Source organism: Streptomyces sp. NPDC014676, from assembly GCF_043084105.1.
Classification (GTDB): domain Bacteria; phylum Actinomycetota; class Actinomycetes; order Streptomycetales; family Streptomycetaceae; genus Streptomyces.
Genome location: NZ_JBIBZI010000004.1, coordinates 201,712 through 225,086 on the forward strand (window position 1 = coordinate 201,712; position 23,375 = coordinate 225,086).

Here is a 23,375-nt window from a genome sequence, read left to right on the forward strand (position 1 = left end):
CCATCATCACAGCCGCCGCACAGGCGCACACACTCCTCGGTGACATGTGACTCGACCCCCACCGCAAGGAGTCATCGATGCGTATGCGCATGCGTGTGCCCATGTCCGTGCTCACCGCCGCCGGCCTGAGCCTCACGGCTCTCGGCCTCGGCACGGCCCCGGCGACGGCGGCCCCCGCGCCCCTCGACGCCGGTTCGTCCGCCTCGTACGCCGCCTACGACGGGTCGTCGGAGGAAGCGGCCGCCAACCGGGCCTTCTTCGAGGCCGTGCTGAAGTCGGCGGCCGAAAAGCGGGCCGCGAACCCGACGAGCGCGGCGGCCGTCACCGTCGTCTACAACGCCTCCCGGGCGCCGTCGTTCGCCTCGCAGATATCCCGCAGCGCGCAGATATGGAACAGCTCGGTATCCAACGTGAGACTCCAGGCCGGCACGTCGGGCGCGGACTTCTCGTACTACGAGGGGAACGACTCGCGCGGCTCGTACGCGTCCACCGACGGGCACGGGCGGGGGTACATCTTCCTCGACTACCGGCAGAACCAGACGTACGACTCGACGCGGGTGACCGCGCACGAGACGGGGCACGTGCTGGGTCTTCCAGACCACTACTCGGGGCCGTGCAGTGAGCTGATGTCCGGGGGCGGCCCGGGTCCGTCCTGCACCAACGCGTACCCCAACTCCGCGGAGCGGTCGCGGGTGAACCAGTTGTGGGCGAACGGGTTCGCCGCGGCGCTGGACAAGGCGTTGCAGAAGTCCTCGCGGTAGTCGGTGACCGGTAGCCGGTAGCCGCACGGTGTGGTGGCGGCCGGGGGGTGTTGCGCAGCCCGGCGTTCGCGGGGTGCTGCCGCGCCCACCCGTGCCGCCCTGCGGCACGACTGCCCGCGGTTACGCGTGCAGTGTGAGGTCGACGAGCAAGGCGCGGTGGTCGGTGTTCGGGAGGTCGAGGAAGCGGGCTCGGGTCGCGGCGAAGTCCTCCGAGACCAGGACGTGGTCGATCTGGGTGCCGAAGGCCGGGGTCGTGCGGGAGGGCCAGGTCGGGGTCCGGTCGGCGCCGGTCAGACGGGCCGCGTCGCGCAGGCCGGTGTCGAGGATGCGGCGGAAGGCCGCGTGGTCCTGGGAGGCGTTGAAGTCCCCGGCGAGCACGGTCGGGGTCTCCCGGCCGGCGGCGGCCACGTCCCGCAGCCGGCCGAGCTCCCGTTGCCACAGGTCCACCTGGCCGGGCAGCGGCGGCATGGGGTGGGCGAGCTGGAGCCGTACGGGGTGCCCGTCGACGTCGGCGACGGCGCCGGGCATGCCCATGGTGCCGGGGACCCCGTCGGTGGCGCGCAGCGGGAAACGGCTGAGGACGACCGAGCCCTCGGAGCCGCCGCCCTCCACCGCCCGCCGGTGCGGATAGGCGTCGGCCAGCTCCCGCTTCAGCGCCGCGTCGCAGGTGTACTCGCACTCCTGGACGAACACGACGTCCGGTTCCGTACGGCGTACGGCGTCGATCAGCGCGTCGGTGGCCTGCCCGAACTCCACGTTCGAGGTCAGCACCCGCAGCTCGGCGACGGGCGGTCCGGCGGGGTCGCCGGTCTTCCCGTACGGCTCGATGAACCAGGCCAGCAGTCCCAGCAGGGCCACGCCCCACACCGCGCCGGTCCACCACCGGGCGACCAGGGTGAACAGCAGCCCGGCGGCCGTGGGCACGAGCAGCCAGGGCAGGAAGGCGAGGAGCTGGGGCACGGGGGTGACGCCGTCGGTGCCGGCGGTCCGGCAGCCGACGACCACGCTCACCCCGGCGAACAGCAGCCCCGCGCACCAGGCGCCGAACCGCCGCCGTCCCCCCGTCCGCCCCGCCCCGTCCCCGGTGACCGTCGGGTCGGCAGTCGCAGTGTCCAACGTTCCGGCCTTCCGCTCGCGGGTGCGATGCCCGGATTCTCCCTCATGGACGAGGGGGCGTGGCGAGCGGTCGTGGGGGGAGGGAGGGGGCGGTGGCGCGAGGGCTTACTTCAAGCGGTGGCCCGTGGCGTCCTCGTGGGTGTAGAAGCGGTAGAACATCGTCAGGAACACTCCCGCCGCGACCACCAGGCCCAGGATCGTGGAGCGCAGGACGCCGGGGCTGGGGGCCTGGATGACCAGGAAGCCGAGCGCGCTGCCGATGAGGGCGGCCCAGAGCACCGCGTGCAGTTCGCGCCGTACCCTCGGGGCCAGGGCGAGGAGCGCCATGAACAGCAGGGAGAACACGAGGCCGGCGAAGAAGCCGTACAGGAAGTTCTCCACGGTGATCGGTCCGCCGTAGCGCCGGTTGGCCGCCACCCAGTAGCCGTACACGACTCCGAGCAGGACGGGCAGGGCGACCTTCGCCAGCCGGTGGGTCCGTGGGCCGAAGACGTCGGTCGTGCCGGCCGGCTCGATCATTCCCCGGGGCCGGGGTGCCGTGTGCGTCATGAGAGCACTCCTCTCTCCTCGCCCCCGTCCCACCAATGCACACCTCCCCGGGCCCGTCGGCAAGTGGAGAGCGGAGACCGGATGCGGGCCGCACGGCGGCGTGTTTCGCTGGGGCCGTGAGTCAGGTCAGCGGGGGACAGGGCCCGCGCGACGTCGTGCACCGGCACGAGACGCTGCGGCTGAGGGGCCGCAGCGTCGCCTGGGTGCCGCCGTTGCTGCTGCTCGTCGTCATCGTGTCCATCGACTACAACACCGGCGGCGAGTTCCGGACCGTCTCCTGGATCGTGCTGGTGCCGGGCATCGCCGCCGCGATCTGCGGGGTGTGGGGAACGGCCCTGTTCGCCGTGCTCGCGATGGCCACGTACACCGCCGTGGACAACGCCTGGCCGCACCAGTTCCAGGCGGGGCTGCCCGACTTCATCCTCGTCGCCACCGGCGGCGTCCTCGCCACGCTGGCCTGCGTGGTGCGGGTGCGCGGGGAGCGCCGCGCGCTGCACATGCGGGACGTCACCGAGACCGTACGGCGCACCGTGCTGCGCCCCCTGCCGCCGGACTGGGGCGGCCTGGAGCACGCCGGGGTCTACCTCACCGCGGACGCCCAGGCCCGCGTCGGCGGCGACTTCTACGACATCCAGCCGGGCCCGCACGGCACCCGGGTGCTCGTCGGTGACGTCCAGGGCAAGGGGCTGGGCGCGGTGGAGACGGCGTCGGTGCTGCTCGGGGCGTTCCGTGAGGCCGGTTACCACGAGGCCGACCTGACGGCCGTCGCGGACCGGCTGGAGACCCGGATGCTGCGGCACCGGGAGTACACCGCCGCCCTCGACCGGGGCGACCGCGACCGCTTCGCCACCGCCGTGCTGCTCGGTTTCCCGGCGGACCGCACCGACGTGGTGGACGCCGTCGTCTTCGGGCACGAGCCCCCGCTGGCCGTCGGCCCCGACGGCGTACGGTCCCTGCCGGCCGGCGGGGGTCTCCCGCTCGGCTGCCGCGACCTCGCCCCCGGCCGGCCACCGGTGTGCCGGGTGCCGGTCGCCGACGGTGAGACGCTGCTGCTGGTCACCGACGGCGTGACCGAGGCCCGGGACGGCGCCGGCGACTTCTACCGGCTCGCCGACGACCTGGCCCGGGCGGTGGCGGCGGACCCGCGGGTCGTCGCGCCGGGCCGGCTGGTCGCCTTCGTACGGGACGGGACGCTGCGGCACAGCCGGGGGCACCTGGCCGACGACACCACGGCCTTCGCGGTACGACGGGTCCGCGCGCCCCGCCTCTCCCGCGCGCCGGGGGGCGAAGGCCCCGAAGGGGGACGTTCACCCTACTGACACCACCCTTCGCGGCCGCAGCGGTTACCGTGCTGCCGTAGGTGATCGACAGGGGAGGGGACCATGCCCGGAACCGTGCTGCTGCTGGCGGCCTCGCCGCTGGGCCGTGGGCGGCTGGTGGACGCGGCGTCCGTGCTCCCGGTCCTCGCGGCGGTACCGCCCGCCGTGCTGTCCGGCGCGGAGACCGCGAACGTCGTCGAACTCGCCGACCCGCTGGAGCCGCAGGCCGTACTGACCCGGCTGCGCGCCGCCGCCGCGGCGCCCGGACCGCTGACCGTGTACGTCACCGGCCAGCTCCAGCTCGACCGCCGCCAGCGGCTGCCGCACCTCGCGCTGGCCCGGACGACCGCGCCCACCGTGCGGTACACCGGGCTGCCGTGGCACTGGTTCCGGGAGGAACTGCGGCTGCGTCCGGCGGGCGCGACGACGCTCTTCCTCGATCTGCACGCCGACCCGGAGACCTGGCAGGCGCTGGGCGCGCCGCGCCCGGCGGGCCCGTCTCCGCTCGACTGCGGCCCCGACAACGCCGTCTACGGCCGGGTCGCGCCCCCGCCGCCGTCCCGTCGCGGGGCCGCGGCACCGGCGTACATGAAGGCGGTCGCGACGATCCTGCGCAGCGGATGGCGTCCGCCGGACGAGGAGCTGCACCAGCAGGCGCTGACGCGGATCGCGCCGGAGAGCACGGGCACGGAGCTGCTGCTGGCCCGGCCCGGCCCGGCGCCGGGCGATCCGCACGCGGCCGTCACCGCCGCCGTGCGCTCCGGCCGGCACGCGGACGCCGACGCGCTCGCCGCGCGGCTGGAGCAGGCGGCCCGTCTGGCGCACGGGCCCGCCTCCGAGGAGGCGCTGCACTGGACGGAGGTCCGGGCGGACCTGGCGATGCTGGCCGGGGACGCGGCGCGCAGCTGCCGTGCCTGGCTGGCCGTCGCGAGCGCCCGGCTGTCCGCCGGGCAGCCGGCGGACGCGCCCGCCGTCGAGACGGCCGTGGACCGGGCGCACCACCAGTGGGGCCGGATCGGCGACCCGGCCCGTGCCCGCGAACTCGGTTCGGTCCTCGCGGAGCTGCGCGGCCGGGTGCCGGGACGGCGCGAGGGCGCCCTGGACCATGTGCGGCGTCAGCTACGGCAGTTGCAGACACAGGGCTGAGCGCCGGACGGTCCGGGGCACGGCGTCCCGGCCGGGGCGGACGTCCCTACCGGGCCGTCTCCGCCTCCGCCACCGGTGTCGTGGTCCGGTGGTCCGGCCCGGGGCCGGTGGCCTTGGCCGGACCCGCGTTGGCCGCCAGGACCAGCGCCGCGACCGCGGCGACGGCCGCGGCGAGGCCACGGGCGTAACGCTCGGTGGTGCGTGTGGGGTCCAGCACGGCGACCTCCCAACAGTGACGGGTTAAGCGTGTTTAATTCACGGTTTAACCTAGGGGCTGTCGGACGCGAACGGCAAGGGGCACTGGGGGAGTTGGCGTGGGGGAGCGGGACGAGCCGGCGACCATCGGGCGGCGGGTGCAGCAGTTGCGGGTGGAGCGCGGGCTGACCCAGAGACAACTGGCGGAGCCGGTGTACACGCCCGCGTACGTCTCCACGCTGGAGGCGGGCCGGGTGCGCCCCTCGGACGACGCGTTACGGCATCTCGCCGACCGTCTCGGAGTCGCGTTCGACGAACTGGCCACCGGACGCTCCGCCCGGCTCGTGACCGAGCTGCACCTGCGGCTGACCGAGGCGCGGCACACGCTCGCCGTCGGTGAGACGGAGGCCGCGGTGGAGCAGTACGCCGGGCTGCTCGCCGAGGCGGAGGCGCAGGACCTGGCCGAGGAACAGGCCGCCGCGCTGCTCGGACTCGGGGAGTGCGCCCTGGAGACCGGCGAACTGACCGAGGGACGCGACTACTTCGAGCGGGCCGAGGCCCGGCTCGCCGAGGCACCGCTGCCCGCCCGGGTGCCGGCGCTGCGCGGACGGGCCGTCGCCCACTACCTCGCGGGCGAACTGCGGTACGCCGTCTACCTCCTCGAGTCCACCATCGACGAGCTGAACCGGGGCGGCCTGCACGACCCGGACGCGCTGCTGCTGCTCTACGCCAGCGCGATCGGCCCGTACATGGACATGGGCGCGCACGCGCGGGCCGCGCAGGCGGCGGAGTTCGCGCTGGCGCTCGCCCCGCAGTCCGGCGACCCGGCGCTGGTGGCGCGCATGCACCGGTCGGTGGCCCGCACCCTGCTCGCCGAGGGCCGGCTCGCCGAGGCGGACGCCTCGCTGGCCAAGGCGGCGGAACTGTACCGCGGGCTGCAGCTCCGCACCGAGCTGGCCAACTGCCACTGGATGCGCGGCTACGTGTACGCGCAGAACGGCGAACTGGAGCGCGCCGAGGAGGAGATGCGCGAGGCGCTGGCGATGCTGTCGGCCAAGCGGGCGTCCCTCTACAGCAGCCAGGTGACCGTCGAACTGGCCGACGTACTGCACCGGCGCGGCAGCTCCGAGGAGGCGGCGGCCCTGCTGGAGGACGTGCTCGGCGGGCTCTCCCCCGAGCGGGGCGCGGTGCACGCGGCGGCCGCGCACCGGCTGCTCGGCATCATCGCCGAGGACGCCCGCGACGCCGAGCGGGCCGAGGAGCACTACGTGCGCGCGATGAGCCTGCTGGAGCGCGCGGGCGCGGCCGGCGACCTGGCCGACCTGTGCCGCCTCCTCGGTGACCTGCTGCGCCGTACCGGCCGCGTGGAGGCGGCCCTGGACGCCTACCGCACCGGCCTGGGCCACCGCACGGCCCCGGGTACGACCACGCTGGGCCCGGCGCCCGCCCAGCCCCCGGTCTGACCGTTTCGGGTGCGGCGGACCGGGTAGTCGGGGCTCACTTCGGGGGCGGACGGCCGAAGGAGGCGGTGGGCGTGCGGCCCGGGGACGACCCTGGGGGCGAGCCGGACAGGGACGACGAGCGGGTGCTCGGCGTGATCGCCGCGGAGCTGCGCGGCGCCGGGCCGGCCGCCGTGCCGGGGCGGCTGTGCGCGGTGGCCGTCGAGCTGCTGCCGGTGGACGGCGCGAGCGTGTCCCTGCGCGGTGACGGCCTGCTGCCCGTGCAGCTCGGCGCCTCCGGTCCGCAGGCCGCGCGTCTGGCCCAGCTCCAGGCCACCCTGGGTGACGGCCCCTGCCGCCATGTCCTGGAGGCCGGCGCGCCGGTCCTCGCCCGCGACCTCGCCGCCGCCGGCTGCGCCGACCGCTGGCCCGTCTTCGCCCAGCAGGCGCTCGGCGCCGGAGTGCGTGCCGTGTACGCGCTTCCCCTCGGCAGCGGCACCGTCTGCGTCGGCTCCCTCGACCTCTACCGCGACACCCCCGGCGGACTCACCGACGGCCAACTGCGGGTGGCCCGGCTCGTCGCCGGCGTCATGACGGTGGCGCTGACGGACCTGCCGTACGGCCTCCAGGGCGACGACGAGCCCTGGCTCAGCGGACTGGCCGCCGACCACGACCGTGTCCACCAGGCCGTCGGCATGATCATGGCCCAGCTCGGCATCGGCGCCGACGAGGCCCTGGCCCGGCTGCGCGCCGACGCCTTCGCCCACGGCCGCACGGCCCTGGAGGTCGCCCTGGACGTGGTCTCCCACCGCCGCCGCTTCGACACGCCCTGACCGCCGCCATGCTCAACAGCGACGCCTGATCCGTCGCCTGGAAGCCGGAAGTCCGGGAAGCCGGGAAACGGGGTCCCGGTGGCCGTCAGACCCGTACCCGTGCCTGCCGGCCGACGTCCGCCAGGCGGTCCGCGCCGAGCTGGGTCATCGCCTGGGTGACCTCGGGGAGGACCGGGCCGAGGCCGCCGTTGGTGAGGGTGATCGTGTCCTCGCCGACCCGGACCGCCGCGAGGTGCACGGTGAGGTACGCCGGGACTCCGCCGGACGCCTCGCCGGTCATCGTCAGCCGCAGTCCCGCCCGCGCGTCACCGGCCTTCGGCAGCGGGAGCTCCGCCACCTCGACGAGCTGGGCACCGGCCCGGGTGGTCGTCGCCTCGAACCGCTCGCACGTCTCCGGCAGCGTCCTCATCCAGTCCAGGACGCGGTCCACGTCGGCGGGCGGGTGCGCGGCGACCTGGTAGCGGAGCTGGGAGTCGTCGGAGGCGTCGTCGAGCAGGGCGGTGGCGCTCGGCCCGGCCGGCGGGCCGAACGGCTCCTCCGTGTAGAGGACGTCGAGCAGCCGGTGGCAGTCGGCGTTCTCCGCCTTCGCCTTGAGCATCCCGTCCCGCCAGGTCGCCACGCCCCGGCTCGCCGTCCACGGCTCCCCCAGGTCCGTCTCCGTGATCAGCGCCGCCCGCAACTGCTCCTCGCTCAGCGCCTGGGCGGAGGGCGAGGGCCGGGCGGCGGGGGAGGCCGCGGGAGCCGCGGGCGCGGACACCGACGGGGGTTCGGACACGCCCGCGGGCAGTGCGCGCGGCACGTCCCGGTCGCCGGCCGCGCACGCCACCGCGGTCAGCAGGGCCGTCACCGACAGCGCGGCGGCGAGGAGGGCGCGGGCGGCGGCCGGGGCATGGGTCATCGGGGTGCCTCCTGGGGGAACCGGACCGTCCACGAACGGCCGTGCTCCTACGGCACCACCGGGCCGCCCGCCCCACCAGCGCGGCGGTCCGTCCGGGTGAGCCGTCCGGAGGAAAACCGGCTCGCCCGCCGCGTGCCCCCTGTCGCCGGGCCCGCGGGCGGAGGTGCCCGGGACCGGCGAGGGCAGCCCCGGCGCCCGGGTCCGCCGGACTCGGCCAGTGCCGTACCAGGCGGTGCTCGGCGCCCGGGAGGCCGGGGGCGGGCTGCCGGCCGTGCGGCCGAGGGAGACGGGAGGCGGCCCGGTGTCCTGCCCGTGGGGGAGGTGCCGCGGCGGATCGCGGAGCGGTCGGCGCGGCGCGGCACCGGTCTCCGGGAATCCGCACAGGGCCACGGCGTGCCCGGGGGAAGGGGCTCCCCTCCGGCCGCCGGTCGAGGACACCCCCGGCTCCACGAGGGCGCCCGGTCACCGGTTCGACTGCGGCAAACGGGGGTGAAAGTGCCGTACGCCACACCCGTCAGGAATGGCTCCCCGCTGCCGGTGTGTTCGCTTTTACGGTGTTCTGGACAGATTCTCTGCCGGTACCCGCACGCACCCAGAGGAGACCGCGTGACCGACCGCACCCTCACGCCCGGCCCCCGGCCGCCGCACCCCGCCCCCGACACCACGCCCGACCTCTCCTCCAGGAACCCCGACTGGTGGCGGCAGGCCGTCGTCTACCAGGTCTACCCCCGCAGCTTCGCCGACGCCGACGGCGACGGCCTCGGTGACCTGCGCGGCATCACCCGGCGCCTCACCCACCTCGCCGCCCTCGGCGTCGACGCCCTGTGGATGAGCCCCTTCTACCCCTCCGAACTCGCCGACGGCGGCTACGACGTCGCCGACCCGCGCGACGTCGACCCGCGCCTGGGCACCCTCGACGACTTCGACGCGCTCGTCGCCGAGGCCCACCGGCTCGGCCTGAAGGTGATCGTCGACATCGTCCCCAACCACAGCTCCCACCAGCACGTCTGGTTCCAGGAGGCGCTGCGCGCCGGCCCCGGCTCCCCCGCCCGCGACCGCTACGTCTTCCGCGACGGCAAGGGGGAACGGGGCGAGCTGCCGCCCACCGACTGGCAGTCCGTGTTCGGCGGCAGCGCCTGGCAGCGGGTCCCGGACGGACAGTGGTACCTGCACCTGTTCGCCGCCGAGCAGCCCGACCTCAACTGGGGCCACCCGGACGTCCGCGCCGACGTCCGCACCACCCTGCGGTTCTGGTCCGACCGGGGTGTGGACGGCTTCCGCGTGGACGTCGCGCACGCCCTCGCCAAGGACCTCGACGAGCCGCTGCGCGACCTCGGATCCCCCGAACTGAGCGGCGAGGCCGCCCTCGCCGACTTCGCGCCGGGCACCCACCCCTTCTACGACCGGGACGAGGTGCACGAGATCTACCGCGACTGGCGCAAGATCCTCGACGCCTACTCCCCGCCCCGGATGGCCGTCGCCGAGGCCTGGGTCCCCGGCGCCCGGCGTGCCCTGTACGCCCGTCCGGACGAACTCGGCCAGGCCTTCAACTTCGAGTACCTCCAGGCCGGGTGGGACGCGGAGGAGCTGCGCCAGGTCATCACGGACTCGCTGGAGACCGCGCACGCCGCCGGCGCCTCGGCGACCTGGGTGCTCTCCAACCACGACGTCGTCCGGCACGCCTCCCGCCTGATGCTGCCGCCGGGCACGGACGAGAACGCCTGGCTGCTGTCCGGCGGCCAGGCCCCCGCCGTCGACCCGGACGCCGGACTGCGCCGGGCCCGCGCCGCCACCCTGCTGATGCTGGCGCTGCCCGGCTCGGCCTACCTCTACCAGGGTGAGGAGCTGGGCCTGCCCGAGGTCGCCGACCTGCCCACCGAGGTCCTCCAGGACCCGATCTGGGAACAGACGGGGCACGTCCGCAAGGGCCGCGACGGGTGCCGGGTGCCGCTGCCGTGGACGACGACCGGTCCGTCGTACGGCTTCGGGGCGGCCGGTGCCTGGCTGCCACAGCCGCCGTCCTTCGCCGCGTACGCCGTCGAGGCGCAGGACGGTGTCGAGGGCTCGACCCTGGAGCTGTACCGCACGGCCCTGCGCACCCGCCGCAAGCTGATCGACGGCGAGACGCTGACCTGGGCGGAGGAGACCCCGGCGGGGGTCCTGCAGTTCGACCGCGGCGACGGCTGGCGCTGCGTGACCAACCTGTCCGCCGGCCCGGTCCCCCTCCCGGCGGGCGAGGTCCTGCTGACCAGCGCGCCCCTGGAGGACGGCCGGCTGGGCCCCGACACCACGGCCTGGCTGGGCCGCTGACCCGCACACCGCCCCGGCCCCGGCCCACCGGAGCCGGGGCGGTCGGGACCGGCCCGTGACCGGCCGGCCCTCCGGCCTCCGCGCCCCTCCCGCCGTCCGGTCCGGAAGCGGGCTCCGCGCCCGCCCCACCCGTACGGCCGTTCAGTACGGGCGGCCCGCGCGGGCACCCCGGCAGAATCGGCTCCGGGGGTGTCCGTGACGGCCGTACAGGGAGCCCGCCGACGATGAACAGGTCCAGCAGGACAGCGGCGGCCGCCGTGCTGACGGCGGCCGGGATCCTCGCGGGCGCGTGGCCGGCGGGCGGGGCGTCCGCCGCCGGGGGCGCCCCGGCGGCACGCGACCGGGTCCTCTGGGACGAGGTGACGATCCCGCCCGGCCGGGACGGCATCGTGGAGGCCGCCGGGCTCACCGGCCCCGCCCTCGGCGCCGGTTCCACACTGACCCTGACCGCCCCCGCCGGGGCCCGGGCGACGGGTGTCCCCCTCGACGACCCCGGCTACCGGGGCGCCGTGGCCGCCGACGGCCGCGGCGCCGTCTACACGGCGGTCTCGGCGGAGCGGCCCTGGCGGGCGGGCACCTTCCCCTTCGTGCTGGCGGTGCCCGCGGACGCGGTGCCCGGGACCCGGCTGAACGGATGCGCCCTGCGGTTCGCGGACGCGGCGGGCACGGTCCGGGCGGCCGGCGGCTGTCAGGTGACGGTGGGGCTGGACGAGCCGGCCCTGACCCGCCCGGAGTCCGGTGTGCCGCTGGGCGCGCGGCCGGTGATCGCCGGTACGGCCCACCCGGGCGCGCGGATCACCGTCTCCGACAAGGACGGCCACGAGGTGTGCGCCGGCACGGCGGGGGCCGACGGCCGCTGGAGCTGCGCCCCCGGTACCGCCCTTCCGGACGGCCCCAACCGGCTCCAGGCCACCGCCGCCCTGAACGGCGTGAGCGCGTCGAGCGAGCAGATCCAGATCACCGTGGGGGACGCCGCCCCGGTCCGGTGACGTCACACGTGTCCGGGGCCTCCGCTGCCGAAGCCGCCGCTGGAGCCGGGCAGCCAGCGCTTGCGCTGCTGGTCCTTGCCCGTCCTGGTCGCGGAGTGATGGAGCTCGTAGGGCATGAGCCGTGAGCCGGTCCGCGACATGTCCGGCATCTCGTCCGGCTCCCGCATCTCCCGCATCTCGCGGACCGCGCCGCCGTCCGGCAGTCTCGGCTGGTCCTCCGGGGCGGGGCGGGGCTCCTCCCGGTCCATGTACCGCATCCCGACACGTACGGCCCAGATCAGCGCACCGGCCACGATCAGCCCGCCGATGAAGGCCGCGAAGACGGCCCACCGGTGCGTGTCCGCGGCCAGAACTACATACGTTGCCGTGTTCATGCTTCCGAGTATGGATGAAGAAATGAGATAAAGCGCCCGGAATGTCCGTCCCTGTCACGCGCGTGGCCCGTCCCGGAGGGCGTCCGTCGGGGCGGCATGACAGATTGCGCCCAGAGGAAGGCCGGGACGGGCCGTCGCGTCCCCACGTGTGCAGCTCGGGGCCCGTTCCCGGCCTTCCCGCCTCCGCGTGCCTTCCCGCCTCCGCGTGCCTTCCCGCCTCCGCGTGCCTTCCCGCCTCCGCGTGCCTTCCCGCCTCCGCGTGCCTTCCCGCCTCCGCGCGCCTTCCGACGTCACCGGCCTCCCGGCGCCGTCGGAATGCCCGGCGCCTTCCTCGCCGGGCGGGGGCTCGATGCCTCGCCGGCCGTCGTCGCCCGCCGGGCCGGCATCGGTGGCGCGACGCTCCACCGCCGCTTCCCCGCCCGCGTCGGCATCGGCGATGCGGCCTTCCGCGACCGGTCGGGGGCACGGCCCCGGCGGCCTCATGACCGCTCACCCGTCCGCACCTGCCGGACGTCGAGGCCTCCGGTCCGGCGGCGGCCCCAACGCCGGCCCGGGCTTCGACCGGGCTTCGGCGGTGTCCCGGCGCAAGGGGTTCCACCGCACCCGCCGGAAGCGGGCGCAGCCGTCGTACGCATCCCGGTGCAGGACATCTGCCGCCGCCGCGGCAGATTTTCCACCGAGCCGACTAGAGTTCCCCCGTGGGGAACCCGTCCCCGCGGCGGACCGTGCCCACCGTGGTCCGCGGAAAGGTGCGTATGACCTCGGAAAGTCAGCCGTACGCCGACGGCCGGCAGCCGGACCAGGACCGGCTCCCCGTCGCCGACCGGCTCGACGACGACCATTTCCCGGCCTACACCATGGGCAGGGCCGCCGAACTGGTCGGAGCCACACCCGCTTTCCTCCGCGCCCTGGGCGAGGCGCGGCTGATCACCCCGACGCGCTCGGAGGGCGGCCACCGCCGCTACTCGCGCCACCAGCTGAGGCTGGCCGTCCGGGCCCGCGAACTGGTCGACCAGGGCACACCGGTCGACGCCGCGTGCCGCATCATCAGCCTCGAGGAACAGCTGGAACAGGCCGAACGCGCCAACGAGGAGCTGCGCCGGAGCGACGTGGGGGCGGTCCACGGACGTCGTTGAAAATCTGTCCCCGCCGAAACAGTATTTCCGCTCCCGCTGAAGAAAATCTCTTTCCCTAAACATACCGCCGGTGTTTTATTCCAGTGATTTTCCTCGCTTGCCGTCGAGTTCTTCCGTGCTAGGCTGACGTCAGTTGCAGTTGTGGTTGCCAGTTTGCTACCGGGTCTCCGGGCAGGTGATCATCGCGACGATGAAGGGATTCGTAAAGTGCGAGTCCCAGCACTGTCTCAGGAGAATTGATATGGCCACCGGTACGGTGAAGTGGTTCAACTCGGAAAAGGGCTTCGGCTTCATCGAGCAGGACGGCGGCGGCGCTGACGTGTTCGCCCACTACTCGAACATCGCCACCTCGGGCTTCCGTGAGCTCCAGGAAGGCCAGAAGGTGAGCTTCGACGTCACGCAGGGCCAGAAGGGCCCGCAGGCGGAGAACATCGTCCCCGCCTGATCACTGGCGCAGGGATCGTAAGGGCAGGGGCCCGCACTTCGGTGCGGGCCCCTGCTCTTTGTTTTTCCGCCGCTTCACGCAGCTCCCCGCCGCTCCTCGTCACTTTTCACTCGCATTTCACCCGGGATCAACGCAACCGCAGCCCTTTCGCCCGCAGCGCGTCCACCGCGATCCGCGCGGCCGTGCCGATCACCGCGTCGGCGGCCGGAAGGGTGGCCGCGGTGTGCGCGGTCCGGGTGAACACGGCGACGGCGTAACGGCCCCCGTCCGGATACTCGACGACACCGACCTCGTTGCGCAGGGTCGGCAGGCTGCCGGTCTTCCCGGCGACGTGCACGTCGTCGAACGGGAAACCCGACGCCAGACGGTGCGGCCACACCTGCAGCCCCAGGATCCGCCGGACGGCCGCGCCGTGCTCCGGCGTACACGCCTCGTCCCGCCACACGGCGGCCAGCAGCCGGGTCATGTCGCGCGGTGTGCTGCGGTTGGTGCGGGCCGGGTCGAGCGCCCGCAACCGGGTGATGACCCGCGGGTCGGCGAGCGCCCGGGCCCCGTCGGGACCGGCGTCCTCCTTGACGGTGGCGAGCATCTCGCCGAAGGAGTGGACGGCGAGCGTCCGCGTGAGGCCGAGCCGGGCCGTCGTCGCGTTGACGGCGTTGAGGCCCACCCGGCGCAGCAGCAGGTCGGCGGCGGCGTTGTCGCTGACCGCCATCATCAGGAACGCCAGGTCGCGCAGGGACATCCGGACCGCGTCCAGCATGGCGGCGACCCCGGTGGGACCCGTGGTGCGCCCGGCGGGCGGGCACTCCACCTGCTCGGTGAGGTCCAGCAGGCCCGCCGCCGCCTGTTCGTGCAGCGTGACCAGGACACACAGCTTGTGGACACTGGCCGTGGGGACCGGCTGGTCCGCCCCGGCGTCGAGCTGCGCCCCGGAGTCGATGTCGAGCGCGTGCAGCCGGCCGGTGACCCCGGCGTCGGCGAAGGCCGCGTGGATGCGGGCGAGGGCGTCGATCACAGCCACCACTCCGATGCGGGGCGCAGGTGCAGCGGGCGGTTCGGTACGTCGGGGGTCGCGCCGGCGGTGGTGCGCAGCGCGTGCGTGGCCGCCTCGGCGAAGGCGTGCACGGCGGCGTCGCCGCGCCCCTTGGACCAGGCGGCGGAGTGCCGCAGCGCCGGCGCCCCGCCGGTCAGCGGACGCCACACGACGTCCGGTTCCCCGCCCTCCGGGGGCGGCGGCAGGGTGTCGCGCGGGCACAGGGCGACGGCCCCGGTGGAGAGCACCAGACCGCGTACGAAGCTGGCGCCCTGGCCGTGACGTACGGCCGCCGGGGTGAAGCCGCCCCGGGCGCAGGTGGTCAGCAGGTCGTCGTAGAGGGCGGGGGCCGCGGCGCGCGGGAACAGGATCAGGTCGTGGCCGGCCAGCGCGACCAGCGGTACCTCGTCGAACCCGGCCGCCCCGGCCGAGCGCGGCAGCAGCACCCCGAGCTCGCGCCGCAGCACCGGGCCCAGCTCCAGACCGGAGACGTCACACGGGTGGTGGACGACACCGACGTCCAGTTCGTGGGCCGCGAGCCGGACGAGCTGCTGCGCGGTGGACAGCTCGTGCAGCTCCAGCTCCAGGCCGTCGTGACGGCGCCCGAAACCGGCGAGCAGGGCGGCGACGGTCTCGCCGGAGAGGTCCGGGGGCAGCGCCGCCCGCAGCAGCCCGGTCTCGCCGTCGCGCACCCGGCGCGCGGTCGCCAGGAACGACTCGGAACGGGCGAGGAGCTCCCGGGCCTCGGCCAGCAGCAGCCGCCCCGCCTCGGTGATCGTCACCTGCCGGCTGGTCCGCTCGAACAGCCGCACGCCCAGCTCCCGTTCCAGCCGCTGGATGCGCTGCGACAGCGGCGGCTGAGCCATCCCCAGACGGGCCGCGGCACGCCCGAAGTGTGACTCTTCTGCAACAGCCACGAAGCACTCCAGGTGCCGCACCAGGTCCACGACCAGTAACGATATCGAGTGCTGATCGATCCGTGATCGATAGCGGTCTTGGACGTACGGCCTTCGCCGCTGCTGTTGTCGGCGCATGAGTCCTTACACCGACTTCCTCCCTGCCGCATCTTCCTCCCGCCGCGCGATCCTGCTGGCCGCGGCCCTCGCCCCCGTGGCGGGATGCGCCACCGGCACCCCGGCGCGCGAGCGCGGCCCGGCGGGCCCGGCACCGAGCCGCACCTCCACGCCCTCCCCGGTGGACCCCCGGAGCCTCACCGACCTGGAGCGCGAGTACGGCGCCCGGCTCGGGGTGTACGCCCTCGCGACCGGGACCGGCGCCACCGTGGTCCACCGCGCCGACGAGCGCTTCGCGCTCTGCTCCACCTTCAAGACGCTCGCGGCGGCCGCGGTCCTGGACCGGCACCCGGTCGCCCGTCTGGACCGGCGCGTCACCTACACCCGGGCCGACCTCGTCGCCTACTCGCCGGTGACCGAGAAGCACGTCGACACCGGCATGTCCCTCCGCGACCTCTGCGACGCGGCCGTACGGTACAGCGACAACACGGCCGCCAACCTGCTGCTGCGCGAGATCGGCGGCCCGCGCGCACTCACCGCACACCTGCGCGGACTCGGCGACCGCGTGAGCCGCCTCGACCACCACGAACCCGAGCTGAACGGCAACCCGCCGGGAGACCCGCGCGACACCACCAGCCCCCGGGCCGTCGCCGCCGACTACCGTGCCCTCGTCCTCGGCGACGCCCTGCCGGCCGCGAAGCGGGAGCTGCTGACGGACTGGCTGGTCCGCAACACCACCGGCGACCTGCGCGTCCGGGCCGGTGTTCCCCGGGACTGGAAGGCCGGCGACAAGACCGGCACCGGCGAGTGGGGCCGGGCCAACGACGTCGCCGTGCTCTGGCCGCCGAGCGGCGCCCCGCTGGTGATCGCCGTCCTGACCGAGCGGCCCGACCGCGAGGCCGCCGCCAGTGACGCCCTGGTCGCCGAGGCCACCCGCCGCGTGCTCGACGTCCTGCGCTGAGCCGAGGGAGCGGCCCGCGGCGTCAGTCCTGCTTGGGCGCGGCCTGCTGGACCACCTCGAAGGACCACAGCGTGGCGTCCGTGGCCGCCGGCCGGGGCTTCTCGCCCTGCGCCCCGCCATGGGCGGCCTGGGCGCGGCCGGCCATCCAGCGCTGGAAGTCCTCCTCGCTCCGCCAGCGGGTGTAGACGAGGTAGGTGTCGGTGCCTTCCACCGGACGCAGCAGCTCGAACCACTCGAACCCGTCCGAGCCCTCCACCGCCCCCGCCCGCGCGGCGAACCGCTGCTCCAGCGTCTCGCGCTGCTCCGCAGGGACCGTGAGTACGTTGATCTTGACGACGCTCATGTCCCGATTGTTCCGCAGGGCCGTTCCGGGACACGCGGCGGGGCGCGGCCCGTGCGGGCGCGGCGCCCCGGCGGGGAGGTCAGCCGAGGCAGATCACCAGGAGGCAGAGCCGCTCGGAGTCCGGCTCGGCCGCCGGTGGCGTGGACGGAGCGGAGGGGGCGGGCCGGGAGCCGTCCCCCTGGTCGGTGCCGCCGTCTCCGTCGCCGCTGCCGGTGGCCGGGGGCGGCGACGTCGACGGCGTGACCGTACCGGAACCGGAGGGGGAACCGGCGCCCGAGACGGATTCCTGTTCCGGCTCCGTGTCCGAGCGCGATCCGGAGCGGGAGACGGAGTCCGGGGAGGCCGTACGCGGCTGTGACGGCGCCGTCGTTTCCGGGACGGCGCCGCCGTCCGTGCGGGTGCCGGAGGGGGTGGTGGGCGCCGGTGCGGTTTCGGTGTCCGTCCGCCCGCGCCTGTCGTCGGCCGAGGGCGACGGGTCCGTACGGTCGGGGGAGGCGGCCGGGTCGTCGTACCGGTCGGCGGGCTCCTCCGCGCCGCCCATGCCCCGGAGGTCGGGTGCCGTGGCGGCCTGGGCGTGGTCCGTGCCGCCCCGGTCCAGGGAGGCGAGGGTCAGCCCGCCGCCGACGAAGGCGACGGCCGTCGCGACCAGGGCCCGCCGCTGGGTCTTCTTCCAGCGGACCAGCTGCCGCCGCCGTGCCGCCCGGCCCGTCCCCGTGGAGGTGGATACGGAGGCCGGCCGCGGGGCCGGGGGAGTGGCGGCGGCCTCGGGCGCGGTCGCCGTCGCCGGTCCGGGGACGGTACGGCCGCCGATGACGGCGGGCGCGATGTCGGGGGCGTAGGCACCGCAGCCCGGGCAGACCAGGGCGCCGTTCAGATGCCGGCGACACGTGGAGCAGTAGTCCATCCGCTGTCTTCCTGAGTTGACGTACCGACGCCGACGCCCGCCGGGCGAGGGATCCGGAGCAGGGGACAGCCACGCTAACGACGCTTCCGGCCCACTGTGTGCAGCCTGTGTGCCGCTCCTGCGTACATTCTCCGCGCAGTCCGCGAGAGTGCCGTGAGCATGGCTGCCGGACCCCCGCACAACGGACACAGTCACCTGGTCGCCCCGCAGCACTCGCCCGGAAGGCCCCCACGTGAACCCCCGCACCACCCCCCGCACCCGCGCCGCCTCCGTACGCCGCCCCGCCCTGCTCCCGACCGCCGGACTGTCGGTCCTGTCGGTCCTGTCGCTCACCGCGTGCGGTGTCGTCGGCGCGGCGGGCGACGACGACGCGTCCGCGTCACCGAGCAGGAGCTACGACATCACCGTGGGCCTGCTGCTGCCCGACAAGGACACGGCGCGCTTCGAGAAGTTCGACCACCCCCTCATCAGGGACCGCGTCTCGTCCCTCACCGACAAGCAGGGCGAGGTCGTCTACGCCAACGCCGAGGGCAGCAAGGACAGGCAGAGCGAGCAGTTCCGGAAGATGGTCGCCGACGAGGTCGACGTGATCGTGGTGAACGCGGTGGACGCCAAGGCCGTCGCGCCGGACGTGGAGAGGGCGAAGGCGGCGGGCATACCCGTCATCGCCTATGACCGTCTCGCCGAGGGCCCGGTCGACGCGTACGTCTCCCACGACAACGAACTCGTCGGCCAGGTGCAGGGCCGCGCCCTCGTGAACGCGCTCGGCGAGAACGCCGAGAACAGCAAGGTCGTCATGGTGAACGGCGCGCCCGCCGATCCGAACACGGCGCTGTTCCGCAAGGGCGCGCTCGGCGAACTGGACGGCAAGGTGGACATCGCCAAGTCGTACGACACCGAGAAGTGGCTGCCCGAGGTCGCCGCGGAGCACATGCGCGAGGCGGTGAAGGAGGTCGGCGCCGGGAACATCGCCGCCGTCTACTCGGCGAACGACGGCATGGCCGGTGCCGTCATCGAGGTGCTCCGGGACGCGGGCGTCACCGACCTGCCGCCGGTGACCGGGCAGGACGCCGATCTGGCGGCGGTGCGGCGGATCGTCTCGGGTGAGCAGTACATGACGGTGTACAAGTCGTTCCTGCTGGAGGCGACGGGGGCCGCGGACATGGCGGTGGCGAAGGTGCAGGAGCGGTCGATCCAGTTCGACGCGCTGGCGCGGGACGTGGTCGACAGCCCCACGCACAAGGACATCCCGGCGATGCTGGTCCCGGTGGTCGCCCTCACGCGGGAGAACATCGAGGCCACGGTGGTCCAGGACGGCGTCTACACCGTCGAGGACATCTGCGCCGGGGCGTACGCGGCGGACTGCGCGGAGATCGGCCTGACGTCGTAGAGGAAGCGGCCGGCCCCCGGGAGGAACCCGGGGGCCGGCCGCTCGGGCGGTGTGCCGTGCGAGGGACGGGGCGGTCAGCCGCGGCCGAACATCCGGTGGCTGCTGCCGAGGTCCAGGAAGACGGTCTCGCCGGTGGAGTCGCTCAGGCCGTCGTTGTCGGTGACGGCGTAGACGCGGCCGTCGCCGGCCACGGTGAGGCCCTCCAGCTTCTCCTGCGTCCAGCCCTTCGTGGCCCGCAGGTCGGGCAGCACGTCGTGGGCGAGCCGCTTCGGCAGGACGGGGAGCGTGCCCGCCGGGGCGGCGGCCTTCGGCAGGGCGACCGTGTAGATCCGCTTGACCTTCGCGGCCGGGCCGTTCAGCTTGTCGCGCTCGATGACGGCGAGCCGGTCGCCGACCACCGTGATCTCGGACAGCCCGATCCAGTCGCCGGCCGTGGTGGTGGTGCCGAGCCGGTAGCCGTACCAGCTCCAGGTGCCGGCCCGGACGTCGTAGCGGCCGAGCCGGACGACACCCGCCGGGTCCGTCTTCGCCTCGCGCTGGAGCGTGGCCCACACGATCTCGTGGCCGCGGGCGTCGGTGGTGGCGGTGACGCCCTCGAAGCCCTGCGAGCCGAGGTTCGCGGCGACGTCCGCCGGCAGCGGGACGACCTGCCGGGTGACACCGGAGCGGTCCAGGCGGACCAGCCGGTTCCCGGCACCCGTCTTGCCCTCCACGGCCAGCCAGAAGCCGCCCTGCGGACGGGCGAAGATCCCCTCGGCGTCGTAGCCGGCCGGGTTGCCGTCGGCGTCCTTGACGGTCAGCTCCCGCTTGACGACGGCCGGCTCGCGCTTGGCGTCGATCGTGAGGACGCGGGTGGTGGCGTACGCGGCGTCGGTGACGGTGTACAGCTCGTCGGAGCGGCCGGGTACGGCCGACAGGGCGCCGAGCGCGCCCCAGGCGATCGGCGCGCCGGCGGAGTCCTCGTCCGAGACGAGGGACGGCTGTGCGGGCGTGCCCTTGCCCAGGCGGAACAGGCTCACCGAGGCCCGTACGCCCGCCTCGGCGTCGTCCACCTCGCTGGAGACCGCGAGCAGGCCGCGCGACGGGACCGGCAGCAGCCCCTCGGGGCCGTTGGTCGTCGGCAGCACCTGCTTGAACACCGGCCGGGTGGGCCTGCCGATGTCGTACACGGCGACGAAGTTGCCGCGCTCGGAGCCGACGAAGGCGTACCGCACGCCGTCGTACGTGGCGATCGCCAGGCCCTCCGGCTCGGTGCCCTTGTTCTCGGAGCGGCCGTCGTCGAGCAGGCCGTGGCGGGCGGCGAGGTGCTCGAAGGTGTTGCCCGCGTCCCAGACGACCTTCCCGGTGCGGCTGTCGAAGACGCTCCAGCCGCGCGTGCCGCCCTTCCAGTCGCCCTCGTTGGCGGTGGCCAGGTAGCGGTCGTCGATCCAGCCGACGGCGTCCGGCTCGCGCGGCACGTCGGTGATCGAGCCGGTCTGGTCGATCACGTCGTCCTCGACGGTGTCGATCCCGTCGACGGAGGCGGTGCCGGCGGTGAACGCCTTGGTGATCCGCCCGGTGGGCAGGTCGACGAGGACGACGCCGTTGTTCTCCTGGAGGGTCACGGCGAGCTGTCCGCGACTGTTGACGGAGACGTACTCCGGCTCCGGGTCGGTGGGTGCGGTGATCTTGGCGGCGGCCAGTACGGGCAGCGCGGACCCGTCGGCCTTCGTCAGCGCGACCTTCCGCAGATCCCACTTGGCCGGCGAGGACCCCTTCAGGTCGACGATCCGCACGAACCCGGCGGGCGCCTGCGGCAGGTCCCCCTCCTCGCCGCCGGCCGGGGCGGCCTCCTCGTCGCGCTCGTTCTCGATGGCGATGGCGGCGTACCGCTTGTCCTTGCTCAGCGCGATCGAGTCGGGCTGCCCGCCGAGGTCGTGACCGGCCACCCGGGTACGGGTGCGCAGCGAGATGACGTCGAGGCGGCCGGAGGGCTCGGTGTAGGAGGCGCTGGTGTTCACCACGACCAGCACGTACTCCCCGACGACCGTCACGGACGTCGGCTCGTCCTCGGCGTCGCCCAGCGAGGCCAGGGACAGCGTGCCCAGGCCCTTGGGCCGGCCGGGGTCGCTGATGTCGAGGAAGCCGATCCGCCGGGCGACGGCGTCCGTGTAGACGAGCGTGCGGCCGTCCTCGCTGGTCGCCGAGATCTCGGCGACGGTCTCGGAGGCGGGGTCCTCACCGGTCGGACGGTTCTGGAAGACGGGGTAGGTCGCGGTGCGCTCGAACGCCACCGGCCGGTGCCGGCCGTGGTCCGCGCCCTTCCCGTGACCCGCGTGCGCCACGCCCGCGCCCGCCAGGGCGCCCGCGGTCACGGCCAGGGCCGCGAGCGCGGCGTGGGTTCTCTTCGGGAGCATCGTTCCTCCGGTGTGATCCACTGCGGAGCCGGATCGTCGCAGCCGGGGGCCAGCGCGGGCCGATGCCCCGGTGAACAACGGGCGAACAGCGGGTACGTCGGAGGCGGTCCGGTGAGCGGACCGGTAACGCGGGCCGTCCCGGGCCGGGGCCCGGTGCGCGCGTACCGTCCGCGTCCCGGCCGAGGGCGGCGGCAGGTGGTCGGATCCGGGCCGGTGCGGGGCGGCGGCAGGTGGTCGGATCCGGGCCGGTGCGGGGCGGCGGCAGGTGGTCGGATCCGGGCCGGTGCGGGGCGGCGGCAGGTGGTCAGATCCGGGCCGGTGCGGGGCGCCGGGCCCGGCGCAGGGACGGTGCCTCGATGGCGTAGTACGACAGCAGGGCCAGCAGGACGGTCAGCAGGGCCGTGGCCGGCAGGAGTCCGTCCGTCATGCCGAGGGAGGCCAGCAGACGTACGACGGGGTAGTGCCACAGGTAGATGCCGTAGCTCAGGTTGCGGCCCACCCAGGTCAGCGGCGTGAGGGAGAGCAGCCGGGAGAGTCCCTGGGCGGGGCGCAGTTCGAGGGCCGTGACCAGGACGGCGGACAGGACCGCCACCAGCAGGAACCCGACGGTGTACCAGCAGGCCGTCCAGGGGCCCGCGCCGGCGGTCACCGGCATCCGCCAGGCCACCAGCGCCAGCAGGCCCAGCGCCGGCCAGACCAGCCGGCCCGCCCAGGTGCGCAGGCCCGCCAGCCGGGGATCGTCGGCGCGCAACCGCGCCAGGACCACGGCGACGAGGGCGCCGGCCAGCAACTGGTCGGCGCGGGTGTCGGTGCCGTTGTAGACGCGGTGGACCGCGTCCGGGTGCCACAGGGCGAAGCGCCACAGCACGGGCAGCGCGCACAGGGCCGCCGTGCAGAGCAGCACCGTGCGGGCACGGGCGTACCGCAGCAGCACCAGCAGGACGAGCGGCCAGAACAGGTAGAACTGCTCCTCCACCCCCAGCGACCAGGTGTGCGCGAGCGGCCCCATCATGTCGCCGTACGGTCCGGACTCCGTGGCCCGCACGACGTTGACCAGGAACAGCGCCGAGAGTCCCGCCGCCGGCAGGGAGTTGTCGAAACCCCACAGCGGCGTGGTCACCGACAGGATCACGCAGACCGCGCACAGGAACAGCAGGGCGGGGACGAGCCGCAGCCAGCGCCGCCGGTAGAAGGGGAGCAGGGCGACGCCGCCGGTGCGGGCGTACTCGGCGAGCAGCAGCCGGGTGATGACGAAGCCGCTGATGGTGAAGAAGAGGTCCACGGCGACCGAGCCGCCCGGCAACGCGTCCGGGGTCACGTGGTAGACGAGCACCAGGGCGACCGCCACCGTCCGCAGCCCGTCCAGGCCGTTCACCCGCCCGCTGCGCGCCACCGCGGACGGGAAGCCCCGGCCTTCCGTGACGGTGGGTCTGGCGCGTCCGCGCGGCTCCGCCGCTTTCGTTCCTGTGCCGGATTCTTCCGCTGTCGCCGGGCCCGCTTCCTGCGCCATGAACGAGATCGCTCCCCGCTGCCGATTACATGGGAGTAACTCGTTCCGCCTGTCCAGAAACCGCGGACGCATGCCTGTTCGGCCCCCGGTCGCCGGGTCGGCGGACCGAAGACCACGCGGGTGGACCACGCGGGACCGCCCCCGCCGTCCCGCGCGCGGGCGCCGCTCCGGGGGAGGCCGACGGCACGGGCGAGCGGGACGGCGGGGGCGGCCGGGGACCACGGGGAGGTGCGCAGGCCCACGGTGCGCCGGGCACGGACCGGCCCCGGGCCACCCGGCCGGGGCCGTTCCTTCGGCTTCCCGGCGCGCCGAGCC

22 protein-coding genes are annotated in these 23,375 nt (G+C 74.7%); 11 read left to right on the forward strand and 11 right to left on the reverse strand.

Features of this window, described 5'->3' with window-relative positions; genetic code table 11:
- The first annotated feature begins 83 nt into the window (after positions 1–83).
- Positions 84–761, forward strand: coding sequence for a snapalysin (gene snpA / locus ACF1DX_RS13580; RefSeq protein ID WP_391791657.1), 678 nt, complete (start codon positions 84–86; stop codon positions 759–761).
- Positions 762–881: 120 nt separating this feature from the next.
- Here the strand turns inward: snpA and ACF1DX_RS13585 are convergent, their stop codons facing one another.
- The gene (locus tag ACF1DX_RS13585; RefSeq protein WP_391791342.1) at positions 882–1,877 is read right to left on the reverse strand and encodes an endonuclease/exonuclease/phosphatase family protein; all 996 of its coding nucleotides are present in this window, start codon (positions 1,875–1,877) and stop codon (positions 882–884) included.
- Between the two features lie 105 nt (positions 1,878–1,982).
- A complete protein-coding gene (locus ACF1DX_RS13590) occupies positions 1,983–2,426 on the reverse strand; it encodes a hypothetical protein (protein WP_391791343.1) in 444 nt (147 codons plus the stop codon).
- A 116-nt stretch (positions 2,427–2,542) separates the two neighbouring features.
- On the opposite strand from ACF1DX_RS13590, the gene ACF1DX_RS13595 reads away from it, so the two are divergent.
- Both ACF1DX_RS13595 and ACF1DX_RS13600 read left to right on the forward strand, forming a co-directional pair.
- A complete protein-coding gene (locus ACF1DX_RS13595; protein ID WP_391791344.1) occupies positions 2,543–3,745 on the forward strand; it encodes a PP2C family protein-serine/threonine phosphatase in 1,203 nt (400 codons plus the stop codon).
- 63 nt (positions 3,746–3,808) lie between these two features.
- Positions 3,809–4,891 carry a hypothetical protein gene (locus ACF1DX_RS13600; protein ID WP_391791345.1) on the forward strand — a complete coding sequence of 361 codons (1,083 nt, stop codon included), beginning with the start codon at positions 3,809–3,811 and terminating at the stop codon, positions 4,889–4,891.
- Between the two features lie 46 nt (positions 4,892–4,937).
- Here ACF1DX_RS13600 and ACF1DX_RS13605 read toward each other — a convergent pair whose 3' ends face one another.
- A complete protein-coding gene (locus ACF1DX_RS13605) occupies positions 4,938–5,108 on the reverse strand; it encodes a hypothetical protein (protein ID WP_391791346.1) in 171 nt (56 codons plus the stop codon).
- A gap of 97 nt (positions 5,109–5,205) precedes the next feature.
- Between ACF1DX_RS13605 and ACF1DX_RS13610 the strand changes: the two genes are divergently transcribed.
- Together ACF1DX_RS13610 and ACF1DX_RS13615 are read left to right on the forward strand one after the other, a co-directional pair.
- On the forward strand, positions 5,206–6,549 hold the full coding sequence (locus ACF1DX_RS13610) for a tetratricopeptide repeat protein (RefSeq protein WP_391791347.1): 1,344 nt from the start codon (positions 5,206–5,208) through the stop codon (positions 6,547–6,549).
- A gap of 65 nt (positions 6,550–6,614) precedes the next feature.
- Positions 6,615–7,358, forward strand: a complete 744-nt coding sequence (locus ACF1DX_RS13615; protein ID WP_391791348.1) for a GAF and ANTAR domain-containing protein — start codon at positions 6,615–6,617, stop codon at positions 7,356–7,358.
- An 85-nt stretch (positions 7,359–7,443) separates the two neighbouring features.
- Here the strand turns inward: ACF1DX_RS13615 and ACF1DX_RS13620 are convergent, their stop codons facing one another.
- Positions 7,444–8,256: a hypothetical protein gene (locus ACF1DX_RS13620; protein ID WP_391791349.1), complete on the reverse strand. Its 813-nt coding sequence runs from the start codon at positions 8,254–8,256 to the stop codon at positions 7,444–7,446.
- Between the two features lie 606 nt (positions 8,257–8,862).
- Here ACF1DX_RS13620 and ACF1DX_RS13625 point away from each other — a divergent pair.
- Complete coding sequence (locus ACF1DX_RS13625) at positions 8,863–10,566, forward strand: alpha-amylase family glycosyl hydrolase (protein WP_391791350.1); 1,704 nt, start codon at positions 8,863–8,865, stop codon at positions 10,564–10,566.
- 224 nt (positions 10,567–10,790) lie between these two features.
- Positions 10,791–11,555: an Ig-like domain-containing protein gene (locus ACF1DX_RS13630; RefSeq protein WP_391791351.1), complete on the forward strand. Its 765-nt coding sequence runs from the start codon at positions 10,791–10,793 to the stop codon at positions 11,553–11,555.
- A 2-nt stretch (positions 11,556–11,557) separates the two neighbouring features.
- On the opposite strand, the gene ACF1DX_RS13635 is transcribed toward ACF1DX_RS13630, so the two are convergent.
- The gene (locus ACF1DX_RS13635; RefSeq protein ID WP_391791352.1) at positions 11,558–11,929 is read right to left on the reverse strand and encodes a DUF6479 family protein; all 372 of its coding nucleotides are present in this window, start codon (positions 11,927–11,929) and stop codon (positions 11,558–11,560) included.
- Between the two features lie 755 nt (positions 11,930–12,684).
- Between ACF1DX_RS13635 and ACF1DX_RS13640 the strand changes: the two genes are divergently transcribed.
- Together ACF1DX_RS13640 and ACF1DX_RS13645 are read left to right on the forward strand one after the other, a co-directional pair.
- Complete coding sequence (locus tag ACF1DX_RS13640; RefSeq protein ID WP_391791353.1) at positions 12,685–13,065, forward strand: MerR family transcriptional regulator; 381 nt, start codon at positions 12,685–12,687, stop codon at positions 13,063–13,065.
- A gap of 241 nt (positions 13,066–13,306) precedes the next feature.
- The gene (locus tag ACF1DX_RS13645) at positions 13,307–13,510 is read left to right on the forward strand and encodes a cold-shock protein (RefSeq protein ID WP_003969786.1); all 204 of its coding nucleotides are present in this window, start codon (positions 13,307–13,309) and stop codon (positions 13,508–13,510) included.
- A 127-nt stretch (positions 13,511–13,637) separates the two neighbouring features.
- Here the strand turns inward: ACF1DX_RS13645 and ACF1DX_RS13650 are convergent, their stop codons facing one another.
- On the reverse strand, positions 13,638–14,525 hold the full coding sequence (locus tag ACF1DX_RS13650) for a serine hydrolase (protein ID WP_391791658.1): 888 nt from the start codon (positions 14,523–14,525) through the stop codon (positions 13,638–13,640).
- A complete protein-coding gene (locus ACF1DX_RS13655) occupies positions 14,522–15,490 on the reverse strand; it encodes a LysR family transcriptional regulator (RefSeq protein WP_391791354.1) in 969 nt (322 codons plus the stop codon). Before ACF1DX_RS13655 ends, ACF1DX_RS13650 begins: the two co-directional genes overlap by 4 nt.
- A gap of 85 nt (positions 15,491–15,575) precedes the next feature.
- Here ACF1DX_RS13655 and bla point away from each other — a divergent pair, with 85 nt between their 5' ends.
- On the forward strand, positions 15,576–16,517 hold the full coding sequence (gene bla, locus ACF1DX_RS13660; protein ID WP_391791355.1) for a class A beta-lactamase: 942 nt from the start codon (positions 15,576–15,578) through the stop codon (positions 16,515–16,517).
- A 22-nt stretch (positions 16,518–16,539) separates the two neighbouring features.
- Here the strand turns inward: bla and ACF1DX_RS13665 are convergent, their stop codons facing one another.
- The gene (locus ACF1DX_RS13665) at positions 16,540–16,860 is read right to left on the reverse strand and encodes an antibiotic biosynthesis monooxygenase family protein (protein ID WP_391791356.1); all 321 of its coding nucleotides are present in this window, start codon (positions 16,858–16,860) and stop codon (positions 16,540–16,542) included.
- A 79-nt stretch (positions 16,861–16,939) separates the two neighbouring features.
- A complete protein-coding gene (locus ACF1DX_RS13670; protein WP_391791357.1) occupies positions 16,940–17,764 on the reverse strand; it encodes a hypothetical protein in 825 nt (274 codons plus the stop codon).
- 232 nt (positions 17,765–17,996) lie between these two features.
- Between ACF1DX_RS13670 and ACF1DX_RS13675 the strand changes: the two genes are divergently transcribed.
- On the forward strand, positions 17,997–19,154 hold the full coding sequence (locus tag ACF1DX_RS13675) for a sugar ABC transporter substrate-binding protein (RefSeq protein WP_391791358.1): 1,158 nt from the start codon (positions 17,997–17,999) through the stop codon (positions 19,152–19,154).
- A gap of 74 nt (positions 19,155–19,228) precedes the next feature.
- Here ACF1DX_RS13675 and ACF1DX_RS13680 read toward each other — a convergent pair whose 3' ends face one another.
- Together ACF1DX_RS13680 and ACF1DX_RS13685 are read right to left on the reverse strand one after the other, a co-directional pair.
- The gene (locus ACF1DX_RS13680; RefSeq protein WP_391791359.1) at positions 19,229–21,550 is read right to left on the reverse strand and encodes an esterase-like activity of phytase family protein; all 2,322 of its coding nucleotides are present in this window, start codon (positions 21,548–21,550) and stop codon (positions 19,229–19,231) included.
- A 304-nt stretch (positions 21,551–21,854) separates the two neighbouring features.
- Positions 21,855–23,060 (reverse strand): acyltransferase family protein, encoded by a 1,206-nt coding sequence (locus ACF1DX_RS13685; protein WP_391791360.1) that lies wholly within the window; start codon positions 23,058–23,060, stop codon positions 21,855–21,857.
- Positions 23,061–23,375 lie beyond the last annotated feature (315 nt).

Excerpts from the sequence above, each read along its gene's own strand:
- ACF1DX_RS13620 (WP_391791349.1), bottom strand. The coding sequence starts at position 8,256 with ATGACCCATGCCCCGGCCGCCGCCCGCGCCCTCCTCGCCGCCGCGCTG.
- bla (WP_391791355.1), top strand. The coding sequence starts at position 15,576 with ATGAGTCCTTACACCGACTTCCTCCCTGCCGCATCTTCCTCCCGCCGC.
- ACF1DX_RS13645 (WP_003969786.1), top strand. The coding sequence starts at position 13,307 with ATGGCCACCGGTACGGTGAAGTGGTTCAACTCGGAAAAGGGCTTCGGC.
- ACF1DX_RS13670 (WP_391791357.1), bottom strand. The coding sequence starts at position 17,764 with ATGGACTACTGCTCCACGTGTCGCCGGCATCTGAACGGCGCCCTGGTC.
- ACF1DX_RS13600 (WP_391791345.1), top strand. The coding sequence starts at position 3,809 with ATGCCCGGAACCGTGCTGCTGCTGGCGGCCTCGCCGCTGGGCCGTGGG.
- ACF1DX_RS13640 (WP_391791353.1), top strand. The coding sequence starts at position 12,685 with ATGACCTCGGAAAGTCAGCCGTACGCCGACGGCCGGCAGCCGGACCAG.
- ACF1DX_RS13630 (WP_391791351.1), top strand. The coding sequence starts at position 10,791 with ATGAACAGGTCCAGCAGGACAGCGGCGGCCGCCGTGCTGACGGCGGCC.
- ACF1DX_RS13665 (WP_391791356.1), bottom strand. The coding sequence starts at position 16,860 with ATGAGCGTCGTCAAGATCAACGTACTCACGGTCCCTGCGGAGCAGCGC.
- ACF1DX_RS13680 (WP_391791359.1), bottom strand. The coding sequence starts at position 21,550 with ATGCTCCCGAAGAGAACCCACGCCGCGCTCGCGGCCCTGGCCGTGACC.
- ACF1DX_RS13685 (WP_391791360.1), bottom strand. The coding sequence starts at position 23,060 with ATGGCGCAGGAAGCGGGCCCGGCGACAGCGGAAGAATCCGGCACAGGA.
- snpA (WP_391791657.1), top strand. The coding sequence starts at position 84 with ATGCGCATGCGTGTGCCCATGTCCGTGCTCACCGCCGCCGGCCTGAGC.
- ACF1DX_RS13590 (WP_391791343.1), bottom strand. The coding sequence starts at position 2,426 with ATGACGCACACGGCACCCCGGCCCCGGGGAATGATCGAGCCGGCCGGC.
- ACF1DX_RS13635 (WP_391791352.1), bottom strand. The coding sequence starts at position 11,929 with ATGAACACGGCAACGTATGTAGTTCTGGCCGCGGACACGCACCGGTGG.